The following is a 21,235-nucleotide window of genomic DNA, read 5'->3' as shown; positions in this document are numbered from 1 at the left end:
TATACCATTAGAGAAGAATACATAAAAAAGAGGCGGATTCTATTGGTATTAGACGTTTGGAAAAATATAAAAAAAGGGCAATTCGCTCCTATCTATTTGGTATATGGAACTGAAGCCTATTTAATTAATGAAACAAAGCAGCTGTTGATAGAGCATGTCCTTCAGGAAGATGAAATGGACTTTAACTTTTCCCAATTTGATTTAGAGGAAATTCCGGTCGAAACGGCCCTTGAAGATGTTGAGACACTTCCCTTCATTGGTGAAAGGCGTCTTGTCTTCATGCAAAATCCATTTTTCCTGACTGCCGAAAAATCAAAGTCCAAGGTTGAACATAATGTGAAAAGGTTAGAAGCATATCTTTCAGATCCGGTTCCTTACTCGATTGTCGTATTGACGGCCCCTTATGAGAAATTGGACGAACGGAAGAAAATCACCAAAGAACTGAAACGTAAGGCTGTCCTTGTCGAAGCGAAGAAGTTGGGTGACCGTGAGCTGAAAGTATGGGTCAAAGAGCGGGTCGCAGAGTACCATGTACAGATTGATGACCAAGCCACGGAACTTCTTTTGGAGCTAGCGGGCACAAACTTAATGATGCTGACGAATGAATTGGATAAAATGGCACTGTATGTCGGCGATGATGAGAGGATAACGGTCGAAGTTGTCGAGAAATTAGTGGCTAAATCACTTGAACAGAATATCTTTACACTTGTGGATTCGGTTCTGCAACGAAAAATGGAAAGTGCCATGACCATTCTCCACGACTTGCTTAGGCAAAATGAGGAACCCATTAAGATATTGAGTGTGATGGCTGGACAGGTGAGGCTCATGTATCAAGTGAAGGAGCTCTCGAGACAGGGGTATAGCCAGCAAAAAATCGCTGGACAATTGAGGGTGCATCCATACAGGGTGAAACTGGCCCTTGAAAAAACGGGTAAATTCCAGGAACGAGAGCTGTTGAGCATTATTGATGACTTAGCGGAGGCGGATTATAAAATGAAAACCGGTCAGGCGGACAAAGCAATCACGCTTGAGTTATTACTACTGAAATTTAGCTAAGGCTTTAAAAAGGGGAGACGGATTCATTCTGTCTCCTTTTTTGGGTACAAAAAAAACGACCCGGAAGAGTCGTTTCGTTTTCATTAAGCGTTAAGAGCGTTAAGTCTTTTCGCTAAACGAGATTTTTTACGGGCTGCCGCATTTTTATGGATTAATCCTTTAGATGCAGCTTTGTCTAATTTTACAGCAGCTGTTAAAAGAGCTTCTTTAGCAGCTTCAACGTTTTCTCCAGCTAATGCAACTTCAGCGTTTTTCACTGTAGTACGCATAGTAGATCGAACTGTAATGTTATGAACGCGTTTTTTGTCGTTAGTTTTCACACGTTTAATAGCAGATTTAATGTTTGGCATTCCGTTCACCTCCTACAAAGAAATCGAGATTATATGAACTCGACTTTTCAAATCCATATCAAATAGCACAAGTGATATTCTATCAGACTGCTTAAGATTATGCAATACTCCAGATTGAGAATCGAAAAGTAATTATATTTCCGAAATTTATTCATCTCGTCATAAAGTATTGTACCAAAAAAATGAATAATACAAAAGCTAAAATGAAAGAATGTTTAAGAGAGAAGATAAAAATACTAGATTCGAACCCATTTAAACAGCAGGAGGCGCTATGGTGAAACAGTTGGACCTAAGTAATTACAGTATTCGGACAGATCTGGCAATTGAGGCGAAGGAAATTGCTCTTGAAATGAAAGGTGTTGTCGAAGAAAAAGATGTCTCCCATATCGAGGGTGTGATCATAAAAGAAAAAGAAGTGGATGATTTAAAGATTTCCTTAGTTGAGGTTACAGCTGAAGGGGAAAAGGAGATTGGCAAAAAACAGGGAAGCTATCTGACGATCGAGGTCCAGGGCATCCGTCAACAGGATACGGATACACAGCAACGGGTGGAAAAGGTATTCGCCAATGAGTTGGCCTATTTCTTGAAAAGGAACAAGCTCTCAAAAGAAAGCAGCTGTTTAGTTGTAGGTCTTGGGAATTGGAATGTGACACCGGATGCTCTTGGACCTGCTGTCATCGAAAATTTGGTCATCACTAGACATTTATTCGAGTTGCAGCCGGAGTCGGTCAAGGAAGGCTATCGGCCAGTCAGCGCGATTTCCCCGGGTGTGATGGGGATAACGGGTATCGAGACGAGCGACATCATCAAAGGGGTCATTGAAAAAAGCAATCCCGATTTCCTTGTCATTATAGATGCCTTGGCAGCACGTTCGATAGACCGGGTGAATTCAACCATTCAAATAACGGATACAGGGATCCATCCAGGATCCGGTGTAGGAAATAAACGAAAGGAATTGAGCCAGGAGACATTGGGTGTTCCGGTAATCGCCATCGGGATCCCCACTGTCGTGGATGCCGTGTCGATTACGAGCGACACGATTGATTATATCTTGAAACATTTTGGCAAGGAACTGAAAGAAGGAGATCGCCCTTCACGTGCCTTGGCCCCGGCTGGATTCAGTTTTGGGAAAAGGAAAAAGCTCAAGGATGAGGATATGCCTGGCGAGAAGGAACGGCAGACTTTCCTGGGAATGATCGGTGTGCTTCCGGATGAAGAGAAGCGTAAATTGATTTATGAAGTATTGTCACCGCTCGGCCACAATTTAATGGTCACACCCAAGGAAGTCGATGTATTCATTGAAGATATGGCCAACTTAATAGCCAATGGTTTGAATGCCGCATTGCACGAATCAATCAATCAAGGCAATGCAGGCTTTTATACCCGCTAACATTTTTTAGGTGCCCAAAAATGGTGTTCTACCCTTTCTAGCAAAGTCATAAGTATTAGTAGACAAGCTATAGAGAGGGTGGACGGATGAAAAGGAGAAAATCTCCAGGTATTATCACAGCTATTCACGGATCAACGATCGTAAAAACTTTTCTAGGTATTTTCGCTTTGCTTCTTTTTGTTTTTTCCGTCAGCGGAGTCATGACGTCACTAAGGCCGGAGTATCGTATCACTTCAAATTCCGTACATACCGTCGCAAACCAATTCTCAGGTAAGATGTTGTTTTCGATACTGGCCAATGAAAACCATTACTTTTTCAGTGCGTTGCCTGAAGGGAAAGAACAATCGATTGTCATGGAACAGTTAGTGAAGCTTTCGACCAATATCTCAATGGAGGATCCTCGTAGCTTACTGGGTCGTGAATTACCAGGTTTCTCGATTTTTGATAATGAAATCCTTGTGGCAGGTGAAGGGACTAATTATACGAATATGCCATATGAATCTCCACCACCTTTAGAGGTGATGAATGATGAAAAAGATGCATCCCTGCAAAATCTGGATGAAATAGAAGAACCGGATAAGAAAACAACGCCTAATCAACCCAAACAAACGACCAATGGCCGCAAGGTGGTAGAAATCTATCATAGCCACAATCGGGAGTCGTACCTGCCTTATCTGAAGGGTGTTACAAATCCGGACCTTGCCTACCATTCTGAAATCAATATTACAAAACTCGGAACACGAATGACGGCTGATCTCGCTGATAAAGGTATAGGCTCCTCCCTCAATAAGACGGATGTGATGGGGAACTTGAATAACAAGGGCTTGAACTTTACAAAAGCGTATCAGGAGTCACGCAAAACCGTCCAGACGGCAATGGCGAATAATAAGGATATAGAATATCTCATCGATATCCATCGTGATTCCAAACGAAAAAAGCATACGACAATCACCATCAATGGCAAACAATATGCCAAGATAGCCTTTGTTGTCGGAGGGGATAACCCCAATTATGAGAAAAATGCAGCACTTGCCAATAAGATGCATAAAGCGTTAGAAAAAAAATACCCTGGCATTTCACGCGGGGTTATGAAACAGGGTGGAGCAAGAAATAATGGAGTCTATAATCAAGATTTGACGGGTAATGCAATGCTCTTGGAAATTGGCGGGGTCGATAATACATTCGAGGAAATGTATTTAACGGTCGACGCATTCACTGATGTCTTCAGCGAATTGTATTGGGAAGCTAAGGCTGTGGATGGCATCAAGGGAGAATCGGAATCGCAGTAATTAGGAAGGAGTCTCTATCATGGTTCGATTTTGGTTGAAATGCACGGGGATTTTACTTGTTTTGTTTTTAGGTGTACTTATCGGGATGCAGCAGGCAAACGATGGCATGAAAAAAATGAAAGGGTATGAAGACCCTGCTTTGAATAGTGCTTTCACGATCAACCAGTCGGAAAAGGGAGAGATGGAGGCGGATATCCTTGGACAAAAAGTGACGAGTCATGATATAGAGACGAAAAAAGAAAAACTGGAGGAAATGAAGGCATATAATTTCTTCTCGTCTCTTGGCAAGAATCTTGGTGAAGTGGTATCAGGGGCCTTTAACGCACTTTTCAATATGATTTAGGTAAAAAGAACTCGCCCAAAAAAGCTGCATTCTAATCTGAATGCGGCTTTTTTTGCTATCTCCTTCTACATAATGGCCTTTCCTTGTAACTATTCTGTTGAATCTTGCATTTTCTATTGATATAATGAAAAATAGTGTATTGTGTCGACTATTAGGAGTGAACGTTATGAATAGAGAAGAGAAACTAAAAAGACAATCAAAGATTCGTAACTTTTCCATCATCGCTCATATTGATCATGGTAAATCAACATTGGCGGATCGTATCATAGAAAAGACGAACGCCATGACTCAACGTGAAATGAAGAGTCAACTGTTGGATTCTATGGACTTAGAGCGTGAGCGTGGAATTACGATTAAACTGAATGCAATTCAATTGAAATATAAGGCGAAAGATGGCGAAGAATACATCTTCCATCTTATCGATACACCGGGGCACGTGGATTTCACATATGAGGTTTCACGAAGCCTAGCAGCGTGTGAAGGTGCGGTCCTTGTCGTGGATGCTGCGCAAGGAATCGAGGCCCAGACGCTAGCCAATGTTTATTTAGCATTGGACAATAATCTGGAAATCTTACCTGTCATCAATAAAATTGACTTGCCAAGTGCCGATCCTGAGCGGGTCCGGGGTGAAATCGAGGATGTAATCGGTCTTGATGCATCTGATGCAGTTTTATGCTCGGCTAAAGCTGGAATTGGAATCGAGGATATTTTAGAACAGGTCGTAGAATTGGTTCCGGCACCTCAAGGTGATCCAGACGGTCCGTTCAAAGCGCTTATTTTCGACTCCGTATTTGATGCTTATCGTGGTGTAGTGGCTTACATCCGTGTTGTAGAGGGTTCTATCAAAGTGGGCGATAAAATCAAAATGATGTCCACTGGCAAGGAATTCGATGTGACGGAATTGGGTGTCTTCAATCCGAAAGTTCAAATGCTTGATGAACTGACAGTGGGGGATGTAGGTTTCCTGACTGCAGCCATTAAAAATGTCAGTGATACGACTGTCGGGGACACGATTACAAGTGCCGTTAATCCTGCGTCAGAAGCTTTGCCTGGTTACCGGAAGATGAATCCGATGGTTTATTGCGGGCTATACCCGATTGACGCATCGAAATTCAATGATTTACGTGATGCGTTAGAGAAACTAGAATTGAATGATTCAGCTTTGCAATTCGAGGCAGAATCGTCTCAAGCGCTAGGATTTGGCTTCCGTTGTGGATTCCTTGGACTTCTTCATATGGAAATCATTCAAGAACGGATCGAACGGGAATTCAAAATCGATTTGATCACAACGGCACCGAGTGTTATATATGACGTAATTCTTACAGATGGAACGTCAATTAAGGTGGATAACCCATCTAACATGCCGGATCCGCAAAAGATCGAAAACGTCGAAGAACCTTATGTGAAAGCCACAATGATGGCACCGACGGAATTCACAGGTACCATCATGGAAATCTGTCAAAACAAACGTGGTAATTTCATCGATATGGAATACGTAGATGAAACACGCGTAAGTATTCATTATGAGATTCCGTTATCAGAAATCGTCTATGATTTCTTTGATCAATTGAAATCCAATACAAGGGGCTATGCATCATTCGACTATGAGTTGATTGGGTATAAGCCATCCAAGCTTGTGAAGATGGATATCTTATTGAATGGTGAAACGGTAGATGCATTAAGTTTCATTGTTCATAAAGACTTTGCCTACGAACGTGGAAAGATCATCGTTGAAAAATTAAAGAAATTGATTCCAAGACAGCAATTCGAAGTGCCGATTCAAGCGGCTATCGGACAAAAAATCGTGGCCCGTTCTTCCATTAGCGCCATGCGTAAAAACGTACTGGCTAAATGTTACGGCGGCGATATTTCCCGTAAACGTAAATTGCTCGAAAAACAAAAACAAGGTAAGAAGCGGATGAAACAAGTTGGTTCCGTTGAAGTACCGCAAGAAGCCTTCATGGCTGTCTTGAAAATGGAGGATACGAATCCGAAAAAATAAATGATAGTAGAAAAAAGAGGGTAGACAGGATCTAGCCTCTTTTTCTATCGGTTCATTCGAATAAACAAAGGTTGTGAACTTAATGATTAAAAGTGCTTACCTCCATATCCCATTTTGCGAACATATTTGCCATTATTGTGATTTTAATAAAGTGTTTTTACAAGGACAGCCGGTAGATGAATATTTACGGATGATGAAAAGAGAGATGGAATTACAGCTTGCTAAATATCCTACCAAGAAGCTTGATACGGTTTTTGTCGGTGGAGGGACACCGACCTCCCTTGATGAAAAGCAGCTCACTTTCCTATGCGAGGCCATTAATGAGACCCTTCCTTTCGATTCCAAACAGGCTGAATATACTTTTGAAGCCAATCCTGGGGACCTTTCGAGAGAAAAGCTTGAGATCCTCTATCAAGCAGGTGTGAACAGGCTTAGTTTTGGGGTACAAAGCTTTAATGATGAATTATTGAAGCGTATTGGACGAACACACCGGGCATCTGAAGTTTATGAAACGATTCAGTTGGCTCAAGGTGTCGGCTTCACCAACATTACGATCGATTTGATTTATGGATTGCCGGGCCAAACGATGGAAGATTTTGAGGATACCCTTACTAAGGCGCTTGACCTGCAATTACCTCATTACTCTAGCTATTCTTTGATCGTCGAACCGAAGACGGTCTTTTACAATCAAATGAGAAAAGGTACATTGAACCTTCCGCCGCAGGAGCTCGAAGCTTCCATGTACGAGCGCCTGATGGAAGAGATGGAAAGACATGGCCTGCACCAGTATGAAATCAGTAATTTTGCACGACCTGGTTTTGAAAGTAAGCATAACCTGACATACTGGAATAATGTAGAGTATTACGGCATCGGCGCTGGGGCACATGGGTACACCGGTGGAAAAAGAGTGGCCAATCACGGTCCGGTAAAAAAATACATCACACCTTTGTTGGAAGGGCAATTACCAGTTTTAGATGAACATACTGTACCGCTATATGAAAATATGGAGGAAGAGATGTTCTTGGGACTCCGAAAAACAAAAGGCGTCTCCTTGGAAACGTTTAAAGAGAAGTTTTCTGTTGAAATGAAGGAGGTTTTTGGGAAAGAGCTCGAAGACCAAATGGAAAAGGGATTACTGAAGCTTGACGGTGGGTTTATAAGCCTTACGGAACGTGGAAAATTGCTTGGCAATGAAGTATTTCAAGCGTTTTTGGGTGTAGTTGAAGTGGAATGATGGAAACATACTCTCTTATAAACAATAAATTAGCGGTTTTCATTATTGACATCATAAGCGTCATTTGATAATTTATTAGTATATTAGCACTCAATAAGACAGAGTGCTAACAGAGGTGATCATACATGCTAACTGATCGTCAATTATTGATTCTTCAAGTGATAATCGAGGATTTTATCCATTCAGCCCAGCCAGTCGGATCACGAAGCTTGTCGAAAAAAGATGAAATTACGTTCAGCTCGGCCACTATTCGCAATGAAATGTCTGATCTTGAAGAGCTCGGTTTTTTAGAAAAAACCCATACATCTTCAGGTAGAGTTCCTTCTGAAAAAGGGTATAGATATTATGTGGATCATTTACTTTCTCCTCAGGCTCCAAAAAAGAATGAAATGAAATTGTTGAAATCCGTTTTTGTTGAGCGAATATATGAACTGGAAAAGATTGTCCAGAAGTCAGCCAAGATACTCTCTGAACTGACGAATTATACGGCAATCGTTCTTGGCCCGAAAGTCAATGAACATAAGCTTAAAAAAATTCAGATCATTCCATTGAGTCCTGAAACGGCAATAGCGATCATCATCACTGACACAGGTCATGTGGAAAATCGAATGATATCCCTGCCCCTCTCTTTCGACATCAACGAAATTGAGAAAGTGGTAAACATTTTAAATGCCAGGTTAGTTGATGTACCGCTTGTCGAACTGAAGGATAAGATCTATAAGGAAGTGGCAGTTTTATTGAGCAGTCACATTCAAAATTATGGATCGATCGTTTCCGTTCTCGCGGACACACTGACGGATACCAAACCGGAAAAAATATTTTTCGGCGGGAAAACGAATATTCTGAAGCAGCCGGAGTTCCACGACATTGCAAAAGTCAGCACTCTTTTATCCATGATTGAGCAGGAACAAGGATTTTATGATCTCATTACAAAGAACCCAGCTGGCATTCATGTCAAGATTGGCCGTGAAAATCAAAATACGGTTCTCGAAGACTGTAGTTTGATTACAGCGACGTATTCAATCGGGCAGGAACAAGTGGGCACGTTAGCCATTTTAGGCCCAACAAGAATGGAATATTCGAGAGTCATCAGTCTTCTTTCTTTTTTCTCGAAAGATTTAACGACACTGATGACAAAGCTGTATCAAAAATAGGAGCCAAGGTAATAGTAAGGTGGCGGTACAATGGTTACCACCCCCAAACCTATTACTTAAGCATAAATTGTATAATCCTTTAGGGGAGGTGAGATTGTGGAAAATAAAAACAATGAACAAACATTAAACAATGAAACAATCGAGGAAAGCACTGAGGAAGCGGTATTCGCTGAAGAAGTGAATCCATCGGAAGAAACAGAGGAGGAAACTCCAGTAGAAAAAGATGAGCTACAGGTAGCTCAAGAAAAAATTCAAGAACTAGAAGCTAAAATCGAAGAAATGGATAACCGTTATCTTCGTTTGCAAGCTGATTTTGATAATTCAAGACGCCGTGCAAAGCTTGATATGGAAGCGGCTCAAAAATATAGAGTGCAAAGCATAGCTGGAAATTTGGTAGAGGCTCTTGATAATCTTGAAAGAGCGACCAAAATCGAAGCGGATAATGAGCAGACGAAATCCCTTCTTCAAGGACTAGAAATGGTCCATAAAGGCATTGTTGATGCATTGTCGAAAGAAGGTATCGAACCGATTAGTTCTGTCGGTGAAGAATTCGATCCGCATTTACACCAAGCGGTCATGCAAGTCCAAGATGAAAACTTTGGTTCGAACATCGTTGTGGAAGAATTCCAAAAAGGATATCTTCTTAAAGACCGAGTGATTCGTCCGGCCATGGTAAAGGTAAACGAATAAAGAAATCATTACATATAAATATTGGGAGGTAGTGTAACATGAGCAAAATTATTGGTATTGACTTAGGTACTACAAACTCTTGCGTATCTGTACTTGAAGGCGGGGAACCAAAAGTTATCCCGAATCCAGAAGGAAACCGCACAACACCATCTGTAGTGGCATTCAAAAATGGAGAGCGTCAAGTAGGGGAAGTGGCAAAACGCCAAGCAATTACGAACCCTAACACAATCATTTCCATTAAACGTCATATGGGTACTAACCATAAAGAAGTAATCGAAGGAAAAGAATATTCACCGCAGGAAGTTTCTGCAATCATCCTTCAATACTTGAAATCATATGCAGAAGAATATCTTGGCGAAGAAGTAACAAAAGCGGTTATCACTGTACCTGCTTACTTCAATGATGCAGAACGTCAAGCAACTAAAGATGCTGGTCAAATTGCTGGTCTTGAAGTTGAGCGTATTATCAATGAACCTACAGCTGCTGCACTTGCTTACGGCTTGGATAAAACGGATGAAGACCAAACAATCCTTGTTTTCGACCTTGGTGGCGGTACATTTGACGTATCCATCATGGAACTTGGAGACGGCGTATTCGAAGTTCGTTCTACAGCTGGCGACAACCGCCTAGGTGGAGATGACTTCGACCAAGTAATCATTGATTATTTAGTTGAAGCCTTCAAAAAAGAGAATGGCATTGATCTTTCTAAAGACAAAATGGCTGTTCAACGTTTGAAAGATGCAGCTGAAAAAGCGAAAAAAGACCTTTCAGGTGTAACTTCAACTCAAATTTCATTACCATTCATCACTGCTGGCGATGCTGGCCCACTTCACCTTGACGTAACGATGACTAGAGCGAAATTTGATGAGCTTTCATCAAGCCTTGTTGAACGTACAATGGGACCTACTCGTCAAGCATTGAAAGATGCTGGTCTTTCAGCTTCAGAAATCGATAAAGTCATCCTTGTTGGTGGATCTACTCGTATTCCTGCAGTCGTCGAAGCAATCAAAAAGGAAATCGGTCAAGAACCAAGCAAAGGCGTTAACCCTGATGAAGTAGTAGCAATGGGTGCTGCGATTCAAGGTGGCGTGTTAACTGGAGACGTTAAAGACGTAGTTCTATTAGACGTAACTCCACTTTCACTTGGTATTGAAACAATGGGCGGCGTATTCACTAAATTAATCGACCGTAATACAACGATCCCAACAAGTAAATCTCAAGTGTTCTCAACAGCTGTGGATATCCACGTTCTTCAAGGTGAACGTCCAATGTCAGCGGATAATAAAACGCTTGGCCGTTTCCAATTGAGCGATATTCCACCAGCTCCACGTGGAATTCCACAAGTTGAAGTAACATTTGATATTGATAAAAACGGTATTGTTAATGTTCGTGCAAAAGATTTAGGCACAAACAAAGAGCAAGCCATCACAATCAAATCATCTTCAGGTCTATCTGATGAAGAAATCGATCGTATGGTACGTGAAGCAGAAGAGAATGCTGAAGCGGATAAACAACGTAAAGAAGAGGTTGAACTTCGCAATGAAGCTGATCAACTTGTCTTCCAAACAGAAAAAACGCTTAAAGATCTAGAAGGTAAAGTAGACGAAGCGGAAGTAACTAAAGCAAATGAAGCGAAGGATGAACTGAAAGCAGCAATCGAGAAAAATGAGCTTGAAGAAATCCGTACGAAAAAAGACGCTTTGAATGAAATCGTTCAAGCTTTGACTATGAAGCTTTATGAAGAAGCAGCTAAAGCTCAACAAGCAGCTCAAGAAGGTGCCGGTGAAGCCGAAGCTCAAGATGATAACGTCGTTGATGCTGAATTCACAGAAGTGAATGAAGAAGATAAAAATAAAAAGTAACCCCTCCGGGAAGCTAAAATAAATGGGCAGTGTAAGGCTGCCTGATTGTAGAAAAGTCAAAGTCAGGTTATCTTGGCTTTGGCTTTTTTTACAATGCATGGAACTATTCTTAGAAATGATGAAATTAGAAAGAAAAAATAGCAGGTGGATGGGATATTCTTCATCCATACAGTAAAGTGTTCGCACTGTTTATGTTTTTCTAGTTGATTATTATCTTCTTACAGTGATAATATAATCTTTATGTGAATCGAATCGGGAGTGGATTTAGATATGAGTAAACGCGATTATTATGAGGTATTAGGCCTTTCGAAGAGTGCTTCGAAGGAAGAAATCAAGAAAGCGTATCGAAAGCTCTCCAAACAATATCATCCTGATATTAATAAAGCAGACGATGCTGCAGATAAATTCAAAGAAATTAAGGAAGCTTACGAAGTATTAAGTGATGAGCAGAAAAAAGCCCATTATGATCAATTCGGACATACAGATCCAAATCAAGGCTTTGGTGGCGGTCAAGACTTTGGTGGTTTCGGCGGATTCGAAGATATTTTCAGTAGTTTCTTTGGTGGCGGAGGTCGCAGAAGAGATCCTAATGCACCTCGTCAAGGAGCCGATTTACAATATACGATGACACTTACTTTTGAAGAAGCAGCGTTCGGGAAGGATACCGAAATTGAGATCCCTCGTGAAGAGAACTGTGATACGTGTAAAGGGTCAGGTGCCAAGCCTGGTACAAAAGTCGAGAACTGTTCACATTGTCATGGCACGGGTCAATTAAATGTGGAACAAAATACAGCATTCGGGCGTATCGTAAATCGCAGAGCATGTCACCATTGTCAAGGGACAGGAAAGATCATTCCACACAAATGTTCAACATGTAAAGGTGAAGGGAAAGTTCAAAAACGCAAAAAGATTCAAGTCAAAGTCCCGGCTGGAATTGATGACGGTCAGCAGCTACGTGTAACCGGTCAAGGGGAACCTGGGATCAATGGCGGTCCATCTGGAGATCTCTACGTAGTATTCCATGTTCGCACCCATGAATTCTTTGAACGGGATGGCGATGATATTTATTGTGAGATGCCGATTACATTCACCCAATCTGCCCTAGGGGACGAAATTGAAGTGCCAACACTGCACGGCAAAGTTAAATTGAAAATTCCTGCAGGTACACAAACGGGTACGCGTTTCCGTTTGAAAGGAAAAGGTGTTCCGAATGTAAGAGGATATGGCCAAGGCGATCAGCATGTCATCGTATTAGTGGTCACTCCGAAGAAATTAACGGAAAAACAAAAAGAGCTACTTCGTGAGTTCAATGAAATCAGTGGTCAATCAGGTATTGATGAACAAGAAGATGGCTTTTTCTCAAAGGTAAAGCGTGCTTTTAAAGATAGATGATTAAAAGTAAAAGAACAAATTGGGAGTTGGTAGGTTATGAAGTGGTCTGAATTTGCAATCCATACAACAAATGAAGCGGTTGAACCTGTTTCAAATATCCTTCATGAGGCAGGTGCAAGCGGAGTTGTCATTGAGGATCCTCTTGAATTAGTCAAAGAACGTGAAAATGTCTTCGGCGAAATCTACCATCTGAACCCAGATGATTATCCGGACGAAGGTGTATTGATTAAGGCATACTTGCCTGTTAACAGCTTTCTAGGTGAAACCGTTGATGCTATTAAGGAATCAATCAATAATCTTCTCCAATATGAAATTGATCTTGGTAAAAACATTGTTTCAATTAGTGAAGTGAATGAGGAAGAATGGGCAACGGCTTGGAAAAAATACTATAATCCAGTCAAGATTTCTGAGCGATTCACCATTGTTCCTACTTGGGAAGAATATGTGCCAGTGAGCAGTGATGAATTGATCATCGAATTAGATCCAGGCATGGCCTTCGGGACTGGTACCCATCCGACGACCGTTATGTGTATCCAAGCACTTGAACGTACCATTGTGCCAGGAGACCTTGTGGTTGATGTAGGAACAGGTTCTGGAGTCTTGAGCATTGCAGCGGCTTTGTTGGATGCAAAAAGAGTTCAGGCACTTGACTTGGATGAAGTAGCTGTTCAGTCTGCCATCCAAAATGTTGAACTGAACCAAGTCCAGGAAAAGGTTTCGGTCTCGCAAGGTAACTTGTTGGACGGAGTGGATGAACAAGCGGATGTCGTCGTGGCCAATATTTTGGCTGAAGTGATTATGCGCTTTACAGACGATGTTGCCAAAATAGTGAAACCTGGTGGGCATTTCATTGCCTCTGGAATCATTCAACCTAAAAAACAAGATGTAAAGGCTGCAATCATCGAGTCTGGTTTCAGCATTGTGGAAACCATCCAGATGGAAGATTGGATAGCTTTCATTGCTAAAAGAAACGATTAATTGAAGAGTTACTCTGATTATTTTATCGATTGATAATCAGAGTACCTTTTTTTACGGGTAAACCTTGTAAGGCAGTGAGCCAAGAGGAGAAGTCCTTTAATTCTGGCGTCATGAGTTTTTTAGATTAGATGGAGTAGGTGACACTGTGCAACGATATTTTCTGAATGAAAAAGCTTTTCAGGATCAAACCGTGACGATTACAGGTGATGATTTCCACCATATCTCAAGAGTCATGAGAATGGAACCAGGAGAGCGAATCCTGACTGTAAAAGGCAATGGTTTGATTGCGGTCACGGAAATCTCTGAAATTACGAATGATACAGTTATAGGAAACGTTTTAGAATGGAAGAATGAAGAAAAAGAACTGCCCATCCAGGTGACGATAGCGAGCGGTCTGCCTAAAGGGGATAAGCTGGAGTATATCGTTCAAAAAGGGACGGAATTAGGTGCTCTTAAGTTTATCCCTTTTATTGCGGCTCGTTCGGTGGTAAAATGGGACCACAAAAAGGTCGGCAAGAAGCTAGAAAGACTCCAAAAGATTTCTAAGGAAGCGGCCGAGCAGTCTCATCGTACAGTCGTTCCTATTGTGACCGAACCGATGACTGTCGATCAACTTATAGGGATTGCTTCCGAATACGATCATACATTAATCGCTTTTGAAGAAGAGGCAAAGCGCGGTGAAACTTCCGTGCTTGCATCGGTGTTGAAAGACATCACTTCGGGACAATCTATCCTTTTCGTTTTTGGTCCTGAAGGGGGCTTAGCGGAAAAGGAAATTGAGAAATTAACATCTTCCGGTTTTGTTGCATGCGGACTTGGACCTAGAATATTAAGAACTGAAACAGCACCTTTATATGCACTTTCCGCTGTTTCTTATCATGTAGAACTTTTGAGGTGATGAAAAATGGCAACGGTCGCTTTCCATACATTAGGCTGTAAAGTAAACCATTATGAAACAGAAGCTATTTGGCAATTATTTAAAACAGAAGGATATGATCGTGTTGAATTTGAAAACACATCGGATGTATATGTCATCAATACGTGTACGGTAACGAATACGGGCGATAAAAAAAGTCGCCAGGTCATCCGTCGTGCTATCCGTAAAAATCCCAATGCCGTCATTGCAGTCACAGGTTGTTACGCCCAGACGTCGCCTGCTGAAATCATGGCAATCCCTGGTGTAGATATTGTGGTAGGTACACAAGATCGGGGAAAACTGCTTGCATACATCGAGCAATTCAAGGTGGAACGCGAGCCAATCAATGCAGTCGGGAACATTATGAAAAACCGTATCTACGAAGAGTTGGATGTGCCGGCGTTTACCGACCGAACTCGAGCCTCTTTAAAGATTCAGGAAGGCTGTAACAATTTCTGTACTTTCTGTATCATTCCATGGGCACGTGGTTTAATGCGGTCTCGTGATCCTAAGGAAGTCATCCATCAAGCAGAGCAGCTTGTCGAAGCAGGTTATAAAGAACTCGTATTGACTGGTATTCATACTGGCGGATACGGGGACGACCTGAAGGACTATAATTTGGCGATGCTTTTACGCGATTTGGAAAAGGTCGAAGGACTTAAACGGATCCGTATATCTTCCATTGAAGCCAGTCAAATTACAGATGAAATCATTGAAGTGCTTACGAAGTCGAAAAAAGTCGTACGACATTTGCATATTCCGATTCAATCTGGATCCGATACGGTGCTAAAACGGATGAGACGTAAATACACGATGGATTTCTTCGGAGATCGAATCGAAAAGTTAAAGGTTGCGCTTCCTGGCCTTGCGGTTACATCTGATGTGATTGTAGGCTTTCCAGGAGAAACCGAAGAGGAATTCATGGAGACATATAATTTCATCAAGAAATATAAATTTTCCGAACTGCATGTCTTCCCCTATTCAAAACGTACAGGTACCCCAGCAGCACGGATGGATGACCAAGTGGATGAAGATGTGAAAAATGAACGTGTACATCGCCTGATTGCGTTATCCGATCAGCTTGCAAAAGAGTATGCTTCCCAGTTCGAAGGACAAGTCCTGGAAGTGATTCCTGAAACACCATTGGAAAATGGGCTTTATGAGGGTTACTCCGATAATTATATGAAGGTTATCTTCCCGGCTACTGAGGAAATGGTCGGTGAGATTGTTAAAGTCAAGATTACAAAATCTGGATATCCGCATAGTGAAGGACAATTTGTTACTATTCTGAATGATATCGAACTACAGCAAGCAGCTAATCTTTAAGACAGCGTTTTTTCGCTGTCTTTTTTTCGTTTTATAGAGTTTTAAATGGACTTAAGGGTATAGTTTATATATATCGTCATTTTAAAATTATTATGGTATCATGAGAGGTACGGACAACTAGTTACTTGATTATTGAGGAGGATTATTAAATGAAAAATGTAGCAGGTTTAATCGATCACACTTTATTAAAAGCGGACGCAACGAAAGAACAAATAAAAGTTTTATGTGAAGAAGCGAGAGAGTACAATTTCGCATCAGTATGCGTTAACCCGACTTGGGTTAAGTATGCAAGTGAGTTATTGAAAGGTTCAGAGGTGAAGGTTTGTACAGTAATAGGTTTCCCTTTAGGTGCCTCTACTCCTGAAACGAAAGCTTTTGAAACAAAAGATGCCATCAGCAACGGAGCTCATGAAGTTGATATGGTCATCAACATCGGTGCATTAAAGGACAAGGATGATGAATTGGTTGAACGGGACATTCGTGCAGTTGTCGCAGCGGCAACTGGCAAGGCCCTATCAAAAGTCATTATCGAAACATCTTTATTGTCAGAAGAAGAAAAAGTTCGTGCTTGTGAAATAGCTGTCAAAGCGGGAACTGATTTCGTAAAAACATCGACAGGATTTTCAACTGGCGGGGCGACAGTGGAAGATGTAGCCCTAATGAGAAAAACTGTTGGACCGGACATCGGTGTTAAAGCATCAGGTGGAGTTCGTAACACGAGTGATGCTGAGAAGATCGTTGAAGCGGGTGCATCTAGAATTGGTGCGAGTGCCGGTGTATCGATTGTAAAAGGCTTAACGGCTGATTCAGATTATTAATTATCATTGCCGCATTCTTAGGAATGTGGCTTATTTTTTTGTGGACGATGGATCAATAAAATGAAGTTGGAGAATTGGCGGGCAAAGGGTAATACGATCAAAGAAGTGGTAATGTTGAAAATGACACTTGCATGTGCAAGCTGGGTCGCTTTATTTTCAGTGAAAAAGGCAGCGGTTCGTTCTAGAACATCCACAAGAGGAAGGAAGGCAGCCACACCGATCACATTCAGCCATATATGTGCATATGCTGTAAAGGCAGCTTGTTTACCTGAACCGATGCTAGCCATATAGCCTGTGATGCACGTACCGATATTGGAGCCGAGCATCATGATGATGGCCGAAGCGACGGTTAGCTCCCCACTCATTAAAAAACTCATGGCGATTCCGATGGTCGCGGAGCTCGAGTGAATCAGCGCCGTTAACAGGATACCAGCCAACAAAGCATAACTAAGATGGTTTTCTATGGCACTGATTACATGATGAACGGACGGATAGGCAGCGATGGGTTTGGAGAGCATCTTAAAGCCGCTCATCGCCGCGAAAATGGCAGAGATGCCTATAAGGGACATTCCGGCGCTTTTTAATGCGATTTTGGGCATAAAGCAAAGAGCTGTACCGCATAAGACTCCTGGAATGATCCAGCGGTCCAATGAAACGGTCATGAATTCAGCAGTAAAGGTCGAACCGATATTCGTTCCTAAAATGATGCCTATCGTCTGTGGAAAGGATAAACTGCCGGCGGAAACGAGACCCACCGTCATGACCATGACTGCAGAACTACTCTGGAGAATCCCTGTAAAAATGGTACCGGCAAAAAAACCTTTCCAAGGCTTATCGGTTACCTTAGAGAGAAATGTTTTTAATTTAGCTCCTGACAGATTGAATAAGCCGATACGCAAAACGGCCATACCCACTAAAAATAATGTGATGAATAATAGAAACAAAAATAGCTCGTACATGATCGTCACCTCCTAATCAGTTTATGGTCCCTAAGAGATAGACATGCTATAAAAAGGCTTTAAGTTTGAATTAGAAAAAAATGCTCATACAATAATAATTTTTGAAATAAGTTTCGTTTTATTGGTTGACCTGTCAAAGATGATATATTATAATTGTTTAGTACATGTATAACATGTTGACAACTTGAGTTAGTGTGTTGTTTTCGGAGGGAGGGAAAGAGATGTCTAAAACCGTCGTTCGTAAAAACGAATCGCTTGAAGATGCTCTTCGTCGTTTCAAACGTACTGTATCTAAAGCAGGATCGCTTCAGGAAGCTAGGAAGCGTGAATTTTATGAAAAGCCAAGCGTAAAACGTAAGAAAAAGTCTGAAGCTGCAAGAAAACGTAAATTCTAAGAGAGGGTGGAAAGATGAGTCTTCTCGAGCGTTTAAATAATGATATGAAACAAGCGATGAAGAACAAGGAAAAGGACAAACTATCTGTTATTCGTATGTTGAAAGCTTCGCTTCAAAACGAAGCCCTAAAACAGAGACAAGATTTAACAGATGATGAAGAATTGACAGTGCTCTCTCGCGAATTAAAACAACGCAAAGACTCCCTCCAGGAGTTTGAAAACGCAGGTCGTTCCGATCTCGTGGATAAAGTCCGCACCGAATTGGGATACGTAGAGGCATATATGCCTGAGCAACTATCAGAAGAAGGGATTTCTGAAATCGTTAAAGCAACGATTGAAGAAGTCCATGCAACATCCAAAGCAGATATGGGGAGAGTTATGGGAGCTTTAATGCCTAAAGTTAAAGGCAAAGCAGATGGTTCTCTAGTAAACAAATTAGTATTACAACATCTATCATAAACTCGAAACCTAACCGCAGGCATTAGCCTGTGGTTTTTGTGTATTTAAAGGAGTATGACACACTTTTTATGCGTATAGTAATCAGTAAAGAGAAGACAGCTGGCTCGATATAAAATTTATTGCATTTTTAATGAAACCTTTTTCTTATATATACGTATTAACTAAGTAAGTGACTATATTAAGGTAGACCGATGAGTGAAATTGAAGGGTTCCTTAAGGTAATGGGTAGGCGAGCTTGCGTTACGTACAGGAAAGGAGGCGTTCCGTTGAAAATAGGGCGTGATTTATCTGTTCTCTTATTCGGATTACTGCTTACCGTGTCTTTCTTGGCACCGGGTGCTTCTGCAAAGGAGAAGATTGTTTACCAGGTCCCAATTGAAAAAACCGTGGAAAAGGGTTTGGCGGCTTTTTTGGAGAGAGCATTGTCAATAGCCGAAGAGAATGACGCGGATCTTGTGATTTTTGAAGTGAATACCCCCGGTGGGGCCGTAGACGCTGCAGGGGAGATAGCCAAGTTATTGTCTAATTCGCCAGTGAAAACAGTGGCCTACGTCAATAACCGGGCGTTATCCGCGGGTGCCTATATTTCGTTAAGTGCCGATGAAATTTATATGGTTCCTAGCGCTACCATGGGATCGGCCGCGGTCATTGATTCATCGGGAAATGCAGCAGGAAAGAAAGCGGAGTCGTATTGGCTGGCTGCTATGAAAACGGCTGCGGAACAAAACGGGCGTGATCCCATTTATGCACAAGCCATGGCAGATGAGACTATCGATCTTCCGAAATACGGAGCCGAAACAGGTAAGCTACTAACATTCACTGCTGATCAGGCCAAAAAGGCTGGTTACAGTGAAGGGACAGTCTCAGGGCAAACTGAGTTGTATAGTATACTTGGGGTAGAGGACGCTGACATTCGTTCGATAGAGGAAAGTTTTCCGGAGCAATTAGCCCGATTTCTGACTAACCCCCTTGTGATTCCTATCTTGTTAACGATAGCAGGCATCGGAATCGTGGTGGAGCTATTTACACCTGGTTTTGGTATAGCGGGCTTTATCGGGCTCACCAGTCTCGTGTTGTTTTTTTATGGTCATTGGGTCGCGGGCATTACCGGCTATGAATCGTTAGCGTTATTCATCGTAGGAGTTATCCTGGTTATCATGGAATTATTTCTCCCAGGGGGCATTATTGGCGTATTTGGCTTAACCGCTATTATAGGCAGTTTATTTCTCGCTTCAGAAGATCCGGTTCATATGACGATTTCCTTGTTAATTGCAATTACCGCATCCATTTTGGTTTCTATCCTACTTGTAAAGGTGCTTGGTAAACAAATGAAATTTTTTAAAAAAATGATCTTAACCGACGCAACAAAAACTGAGCAGGGATATGTTAGTTCTCCAAATCGATTGGATTTATTAGGTGCTGAAGGAAAGGCTATAACAGACTTAAGGCCATCTGGAACCGCATTAATAAATGATGAACGAATTGACGTTGTGACCGAAGGAAGTTTTATTTCCAAAGGGACGTTAATCAAAGTCGTGAAAGCGGAAGGCTCGAGAATTGTCGTTAGGCAAATTATGGAGACAAATTAAGTATTAGGAAGGGTGAATGTTTAGGTGATAACTTCAGGAACAATAATTATCGTATTGGCTGTAATTGCAGCCATCATCGTCTTATCAGTATTTTTTACTTTCGTGCCAGTTATGTTATGGATATCGGCTTTAGCGGCTGGAGTCAAAATCAGTATATTTACTTTAGTAGGGATGAGGCTTCGTCGAGTTATACCAAGTAGGGTCGTCAATCCGCTTATCAAAGCTCATAAAGCTGGAATCAATGTTTCGACGAATCAATTGGAAAGTCATTATCTTGCAGGAGGAAACGTTGACCGTGTCGTCAACGCACTGATTGCTGCAGAACGTGCCAATATCGCATTGCCATTTGAAAGAGGGGCAGCCATCGATCTTGCGGGACGGGATGTGCTAGAAGCAGTTCAAATGAGTGTTAACCCTAAAGTAATCGAAACGCCATTCATCTCCGGTGTAGCGATGAATGGGATTGAAGTGCAGGCAAAAGCGAGAATCACGGTTCGTGCCAATATCGAACGTTTAGTCGGTGGTGCTGGTGAGGAAACGATCATTGCGCGTGTAGGTGAAGGGATTGTTTCTACAATCGGTGCTTCTAAAAGACATACAGATGTACTTGAAAATCCGGACTTAATTTCGAGAACTGTTTTATCAAAAGGTCTGGATTCGGGAACGGCCTTTGAAATTCTATCGATTGATATTGCTGATGTGGACATCGGGAAGAATATCGGAGCGATCTTGCAGACGGACCAGGCAGAAGCGGATAAGAAAATCGCCCAGGCAAAAGCGGAAGAACGCCGTGCCATGGCTGTAGCCTTGGAACAGGAAATGGTGGCCCGTGTTCAGGAAATGAGAGCGAAGGTTGTTGAATCAGAAGCGGAAGTACCACTTGCTATGGCAGATGCATTGAAAAGCGGGAATATCGGGGTAATGGATTATATGAATATCCAAAACATTACAGCGGACACGGATATGCGTGATTCCATCAGTAAGTTATCAGATAACCCAAAGGACAAAGATAATAATTAATTCCCAGAAGGGAG

20 protein-coding genes are annotated in these 21,235 nt (G+C 41.7%); 18 read left to right on the top strand and 2 right to left on the bottom strand.

Going from position 1 to position 21,235, the window contains the following annotated elements:
- Nucleotides 1-42 precede the first annotated feature (42 nt).
- Entirely contained in the window at nt 43-1,056 is a 1,014-nt protein-coding gene (gene holA / locus ACIQXN_RS10655) for a DNA polymerase III subunit delta (protein ID WP_402966028.1), read from the top strand.
- Between the two features lie 83 nt (nt 1,057-1,139).
- Here holA and rpsT read toward each other — a convergent pair whose 3' ends face one another.
- A complete protein-coding gene (gene rpsT / locus ACIQXN_RS10650; protein ID WP_402966026.1) occupies nt 1,140-1,406 on the bottom strand; it encodes a 30S ribosomal protein S20 in 267 nt (88 codons plus the stop codon).
- 271 nt (nt 1,407-1,677) lie between these two features.
- Here rpsT and gpr point away from each other — a divergent pair, with 271 nt between their 5' ends.
- The 13 genes from gpr (at nt 1,678) to deoC (ending at nt 16,800) form a co-directional block, all read left to right on the top strand.
- Nucleotides 1,678-2,796, top strand: coding sequence for a GPR endopeptidase (gene gpr, locus ACIQXN_RS10645; protein WP_402966024.1), 1,119 nt, complete (start codon nt 1,678-1,680; stop codon nt 2,794-2,796).
- 86 nt (nt 2,797-2,882) lie between these two features.
- Nucleotides 2,883-4,085, top strand: a complete 1,203-nt coding sequence (gene spoIIP, locus ACIQXN_RS10640) for a stage II sporulation protein P (protein ID WP_402966022.1) — start codon at nt 2,883-2,885, stop codon at nt 4,083-4,085.
- Between the two features lie 19 nt (nt 4,086-4,104).
- The gene (locus ACIQXN_RS10635) at nt 4,105-4,428 is read left to right on the top strand and encodes a YqxA family protein (protein WP_402966020.1); all 324 of its coding nucleotides are present in this window, start codon (nt 4,105-4,107) and stop codon (nt 4,426-4,428) included.
- A 166-nt stretch (nt 4,429-4,594) separates the two neighbouring features.
- Nucleotides 4,595-6,430, top strand: a complete 1,836-nt coding sequence (gene lepA / locus ACIQXN_RS10630; RefSeq protein WP_402966018.1) for a translation elongation factor 4 — start codon at nt 4,595-4,597, stop codon at nt 6,428-6,430.
- Nucleotides 6,431-6,512: 82 nt separating this feature from the next.
- A complete protein-coding gene (gene hemW, locus ACIQXN_RS10625; protein WP_402966016.1) occupies nt 6,513-7,664 on the top strand; it encodes a radical SAM family heme chaperone HemW in 1,152 nt (383 codons plus the stop codon).
- 125 nt (nt 7,665-7,789) lie between these two features.
- Nucleotides 7,790-8,818, top strand: coding sequence for a heat-inducible transcriptional repressor HrcA (hrcA, locus tag ACIQXN_RS10620; protein ID WP_402966014.1), 1,029 nt, complete (start codon nt 7,790-7,792; stop codon nt 8,816-8,818).
- Between the two features lie 93 nt (nt 8,819-8,911).
- A complete protein-coding gene (gene grpE / locus ACIQXN_RS10615) occupies nt 8,912-9,508 on the top strand; it encodes a nucleotide exchange factor GrpE (RefSeq protein ID WP_402966114.1) in 597 nt (198 codons plus the stop codon).
- Between the two features lie 38 nt (nt 9,509-9,546).
- Complete coding sequence (gene dnaK, locus ACIQXN_RS10610; protein ID WP_402966012.1) at nt 9,547-11,370, top strand: molecular chaperone DnaK; 1,824 nt, start codon at nt 9,547-9,549, stop codon at nt 11,368-11,370.
- A 270-nt stretch (nt 11,371-11,640) separates the two neighbouring features.
- Nucleotides 11,641-12,762: a molecular chaperone DnaJ gene (gene dnaJ / locus ACIQXN_RS10605; RefSeq protein WP_402966010.1), complete on the top strand. Its 1,122-nt coding sequence runs from the start codon at nt 11,641-11,643 to the stop codon at nt 12,760-12,762.
- 36 nt (nt 12,763-12,798) lie between these two features.
- Nucleotides 12,799-13,740, top strand: a complete 942-nt coding sequence (gene prmA, locus ACIQXN_RS10600) for a 50S ribosomal protein L11 methyltransferase (protein WP_402966007.1) — start codon at nt 12,799-12,801, stop codon at nt 13,738-13,740.
- A 145-nt stretch (nt 13,741-13,885) separates the two neighbouring features.
- Entirely contained in the window at nt 13,886-14,638 is a 753-nt protein-coding gene (locus ACIQXN_RS10595; protein ID WP_402966004.1) for a 16S rRNA (uracil(1498)-N(3))-methyltransferase, read from the top strand.
- A 6-nt stretch (nt 14,639-14,644) separates the two neighbouring features.
- Nucleotides 14,645-15,982, top strand: a complete 1,338-nt coding sequence (mtaB, locus tag ACIQXN_RS10590; RefSeq protein WP_402966001.1) for a tRNA (N(6)-L-threonylcarbamoyladenosine(37)-C(2))-methylthiotransferase MtaB — start codon at nt 14,645-14,647, stop codon at nt 15,980-15,982.
- A 149-nt stretch (nt 15,983-16,131) separates the two neighbouring features.
- Complete coding sequence (gene deoC / locus ACIQXN_RS10585; protein WP_402965998.1) at nt 16,132-16,800, top strand: deoxyribose-phosphate aldolase; 669 nt, start codon at nt 16,132-16,134, stop codon at nt 16,798-16,800.
- 17 nt (nt 16,801-16,817) lie between these two features.
- On the opposite strand, the gene ACIQXN_RS10580 is transcribed toward deoC, so the two are convergent.
- Nucleotides 16,818-17,759 (bottom strand): Na/Pi symporter, encoded by a 942-nt coding sequence (locus tag ACIQXN_RS10580; protein ID WP_402965995.1) that lies wholly within the window; start codon nt 17,757-17,759, stop codon nt 16,818-16,820.
- 221 nt (nt 17,760-17,980) lie between these two features.
- Between ACIQXN_RS10580 and rpsU the strand changes: the two genes are divergently transcribed.
- The 4 genes from rpsU (at nt 17,981) to floA (ending at nt 21,221) form a co-directional block, all read left to right on the top strand.
- Nucleotides 17,981-18,154, top strand: coding sequence for a 30S ribosomal protein S21 (rpsU, locus tag ACIQXN_RS10575; protein WP_028391853.1), 174 nt, complete (start codon nt 17,981-17,983; stop codon nt 18,152-18,154).
- A 14-nt stretch (nt 18,155-18,168) separates the two neighbouring features.
- The gene (locus tag ACIQXN_RS10570; protein ID WP_402965992.1) at nt 18,169-18,612 is read left to right on the top strand and encodes a GatB/YqeY domain-containing protein; all 444 of its coding nucleotides are present in this window, start codon (nt 18,169-18,171) and stop codon (nt 18,610-18,612) included.
- 266 nt (nt 18,613-18,878) lie between these two features.
- Nucleotides 18,879-20,201, top strand: a complete 1,323-nt coding sequence (locus ACIQXN_RS10565) for an NfeD family protein (RefSeq protein ID WP_402965989.1) — start codon at nt 18,879-18,881, stop codon at nt 20,199-20,201.
- A gap of 42 nt (nt 20,202-20,243) precedes the next feature.
- Nucleotides 20,244-21,221, top strand: coding sequence for a flotillin-like protein FloA (gene floA / locus ACIQXN_RS10560; protein ID WP_402966112.1), 978 nt, complete (start codon nt 20,244-20,246; stop codon nt 21,219-21,221).
- Nucleotides 21,222-21,235 lie beyond the last annotated feature (14 nt).

Origin of the sequence: Peribacillus sp. NPDC097295, assembly GCF_044761665.1 — a bacterium.
Taxonomy (GTDB): domain Bacteria; phylum Bacillota; class Bacilli; order Bacillales; family DSM-1321; genus Peribacillus.
This window is presented reverse-complemented; position numbering and strand designations above follow the sequence as displayed.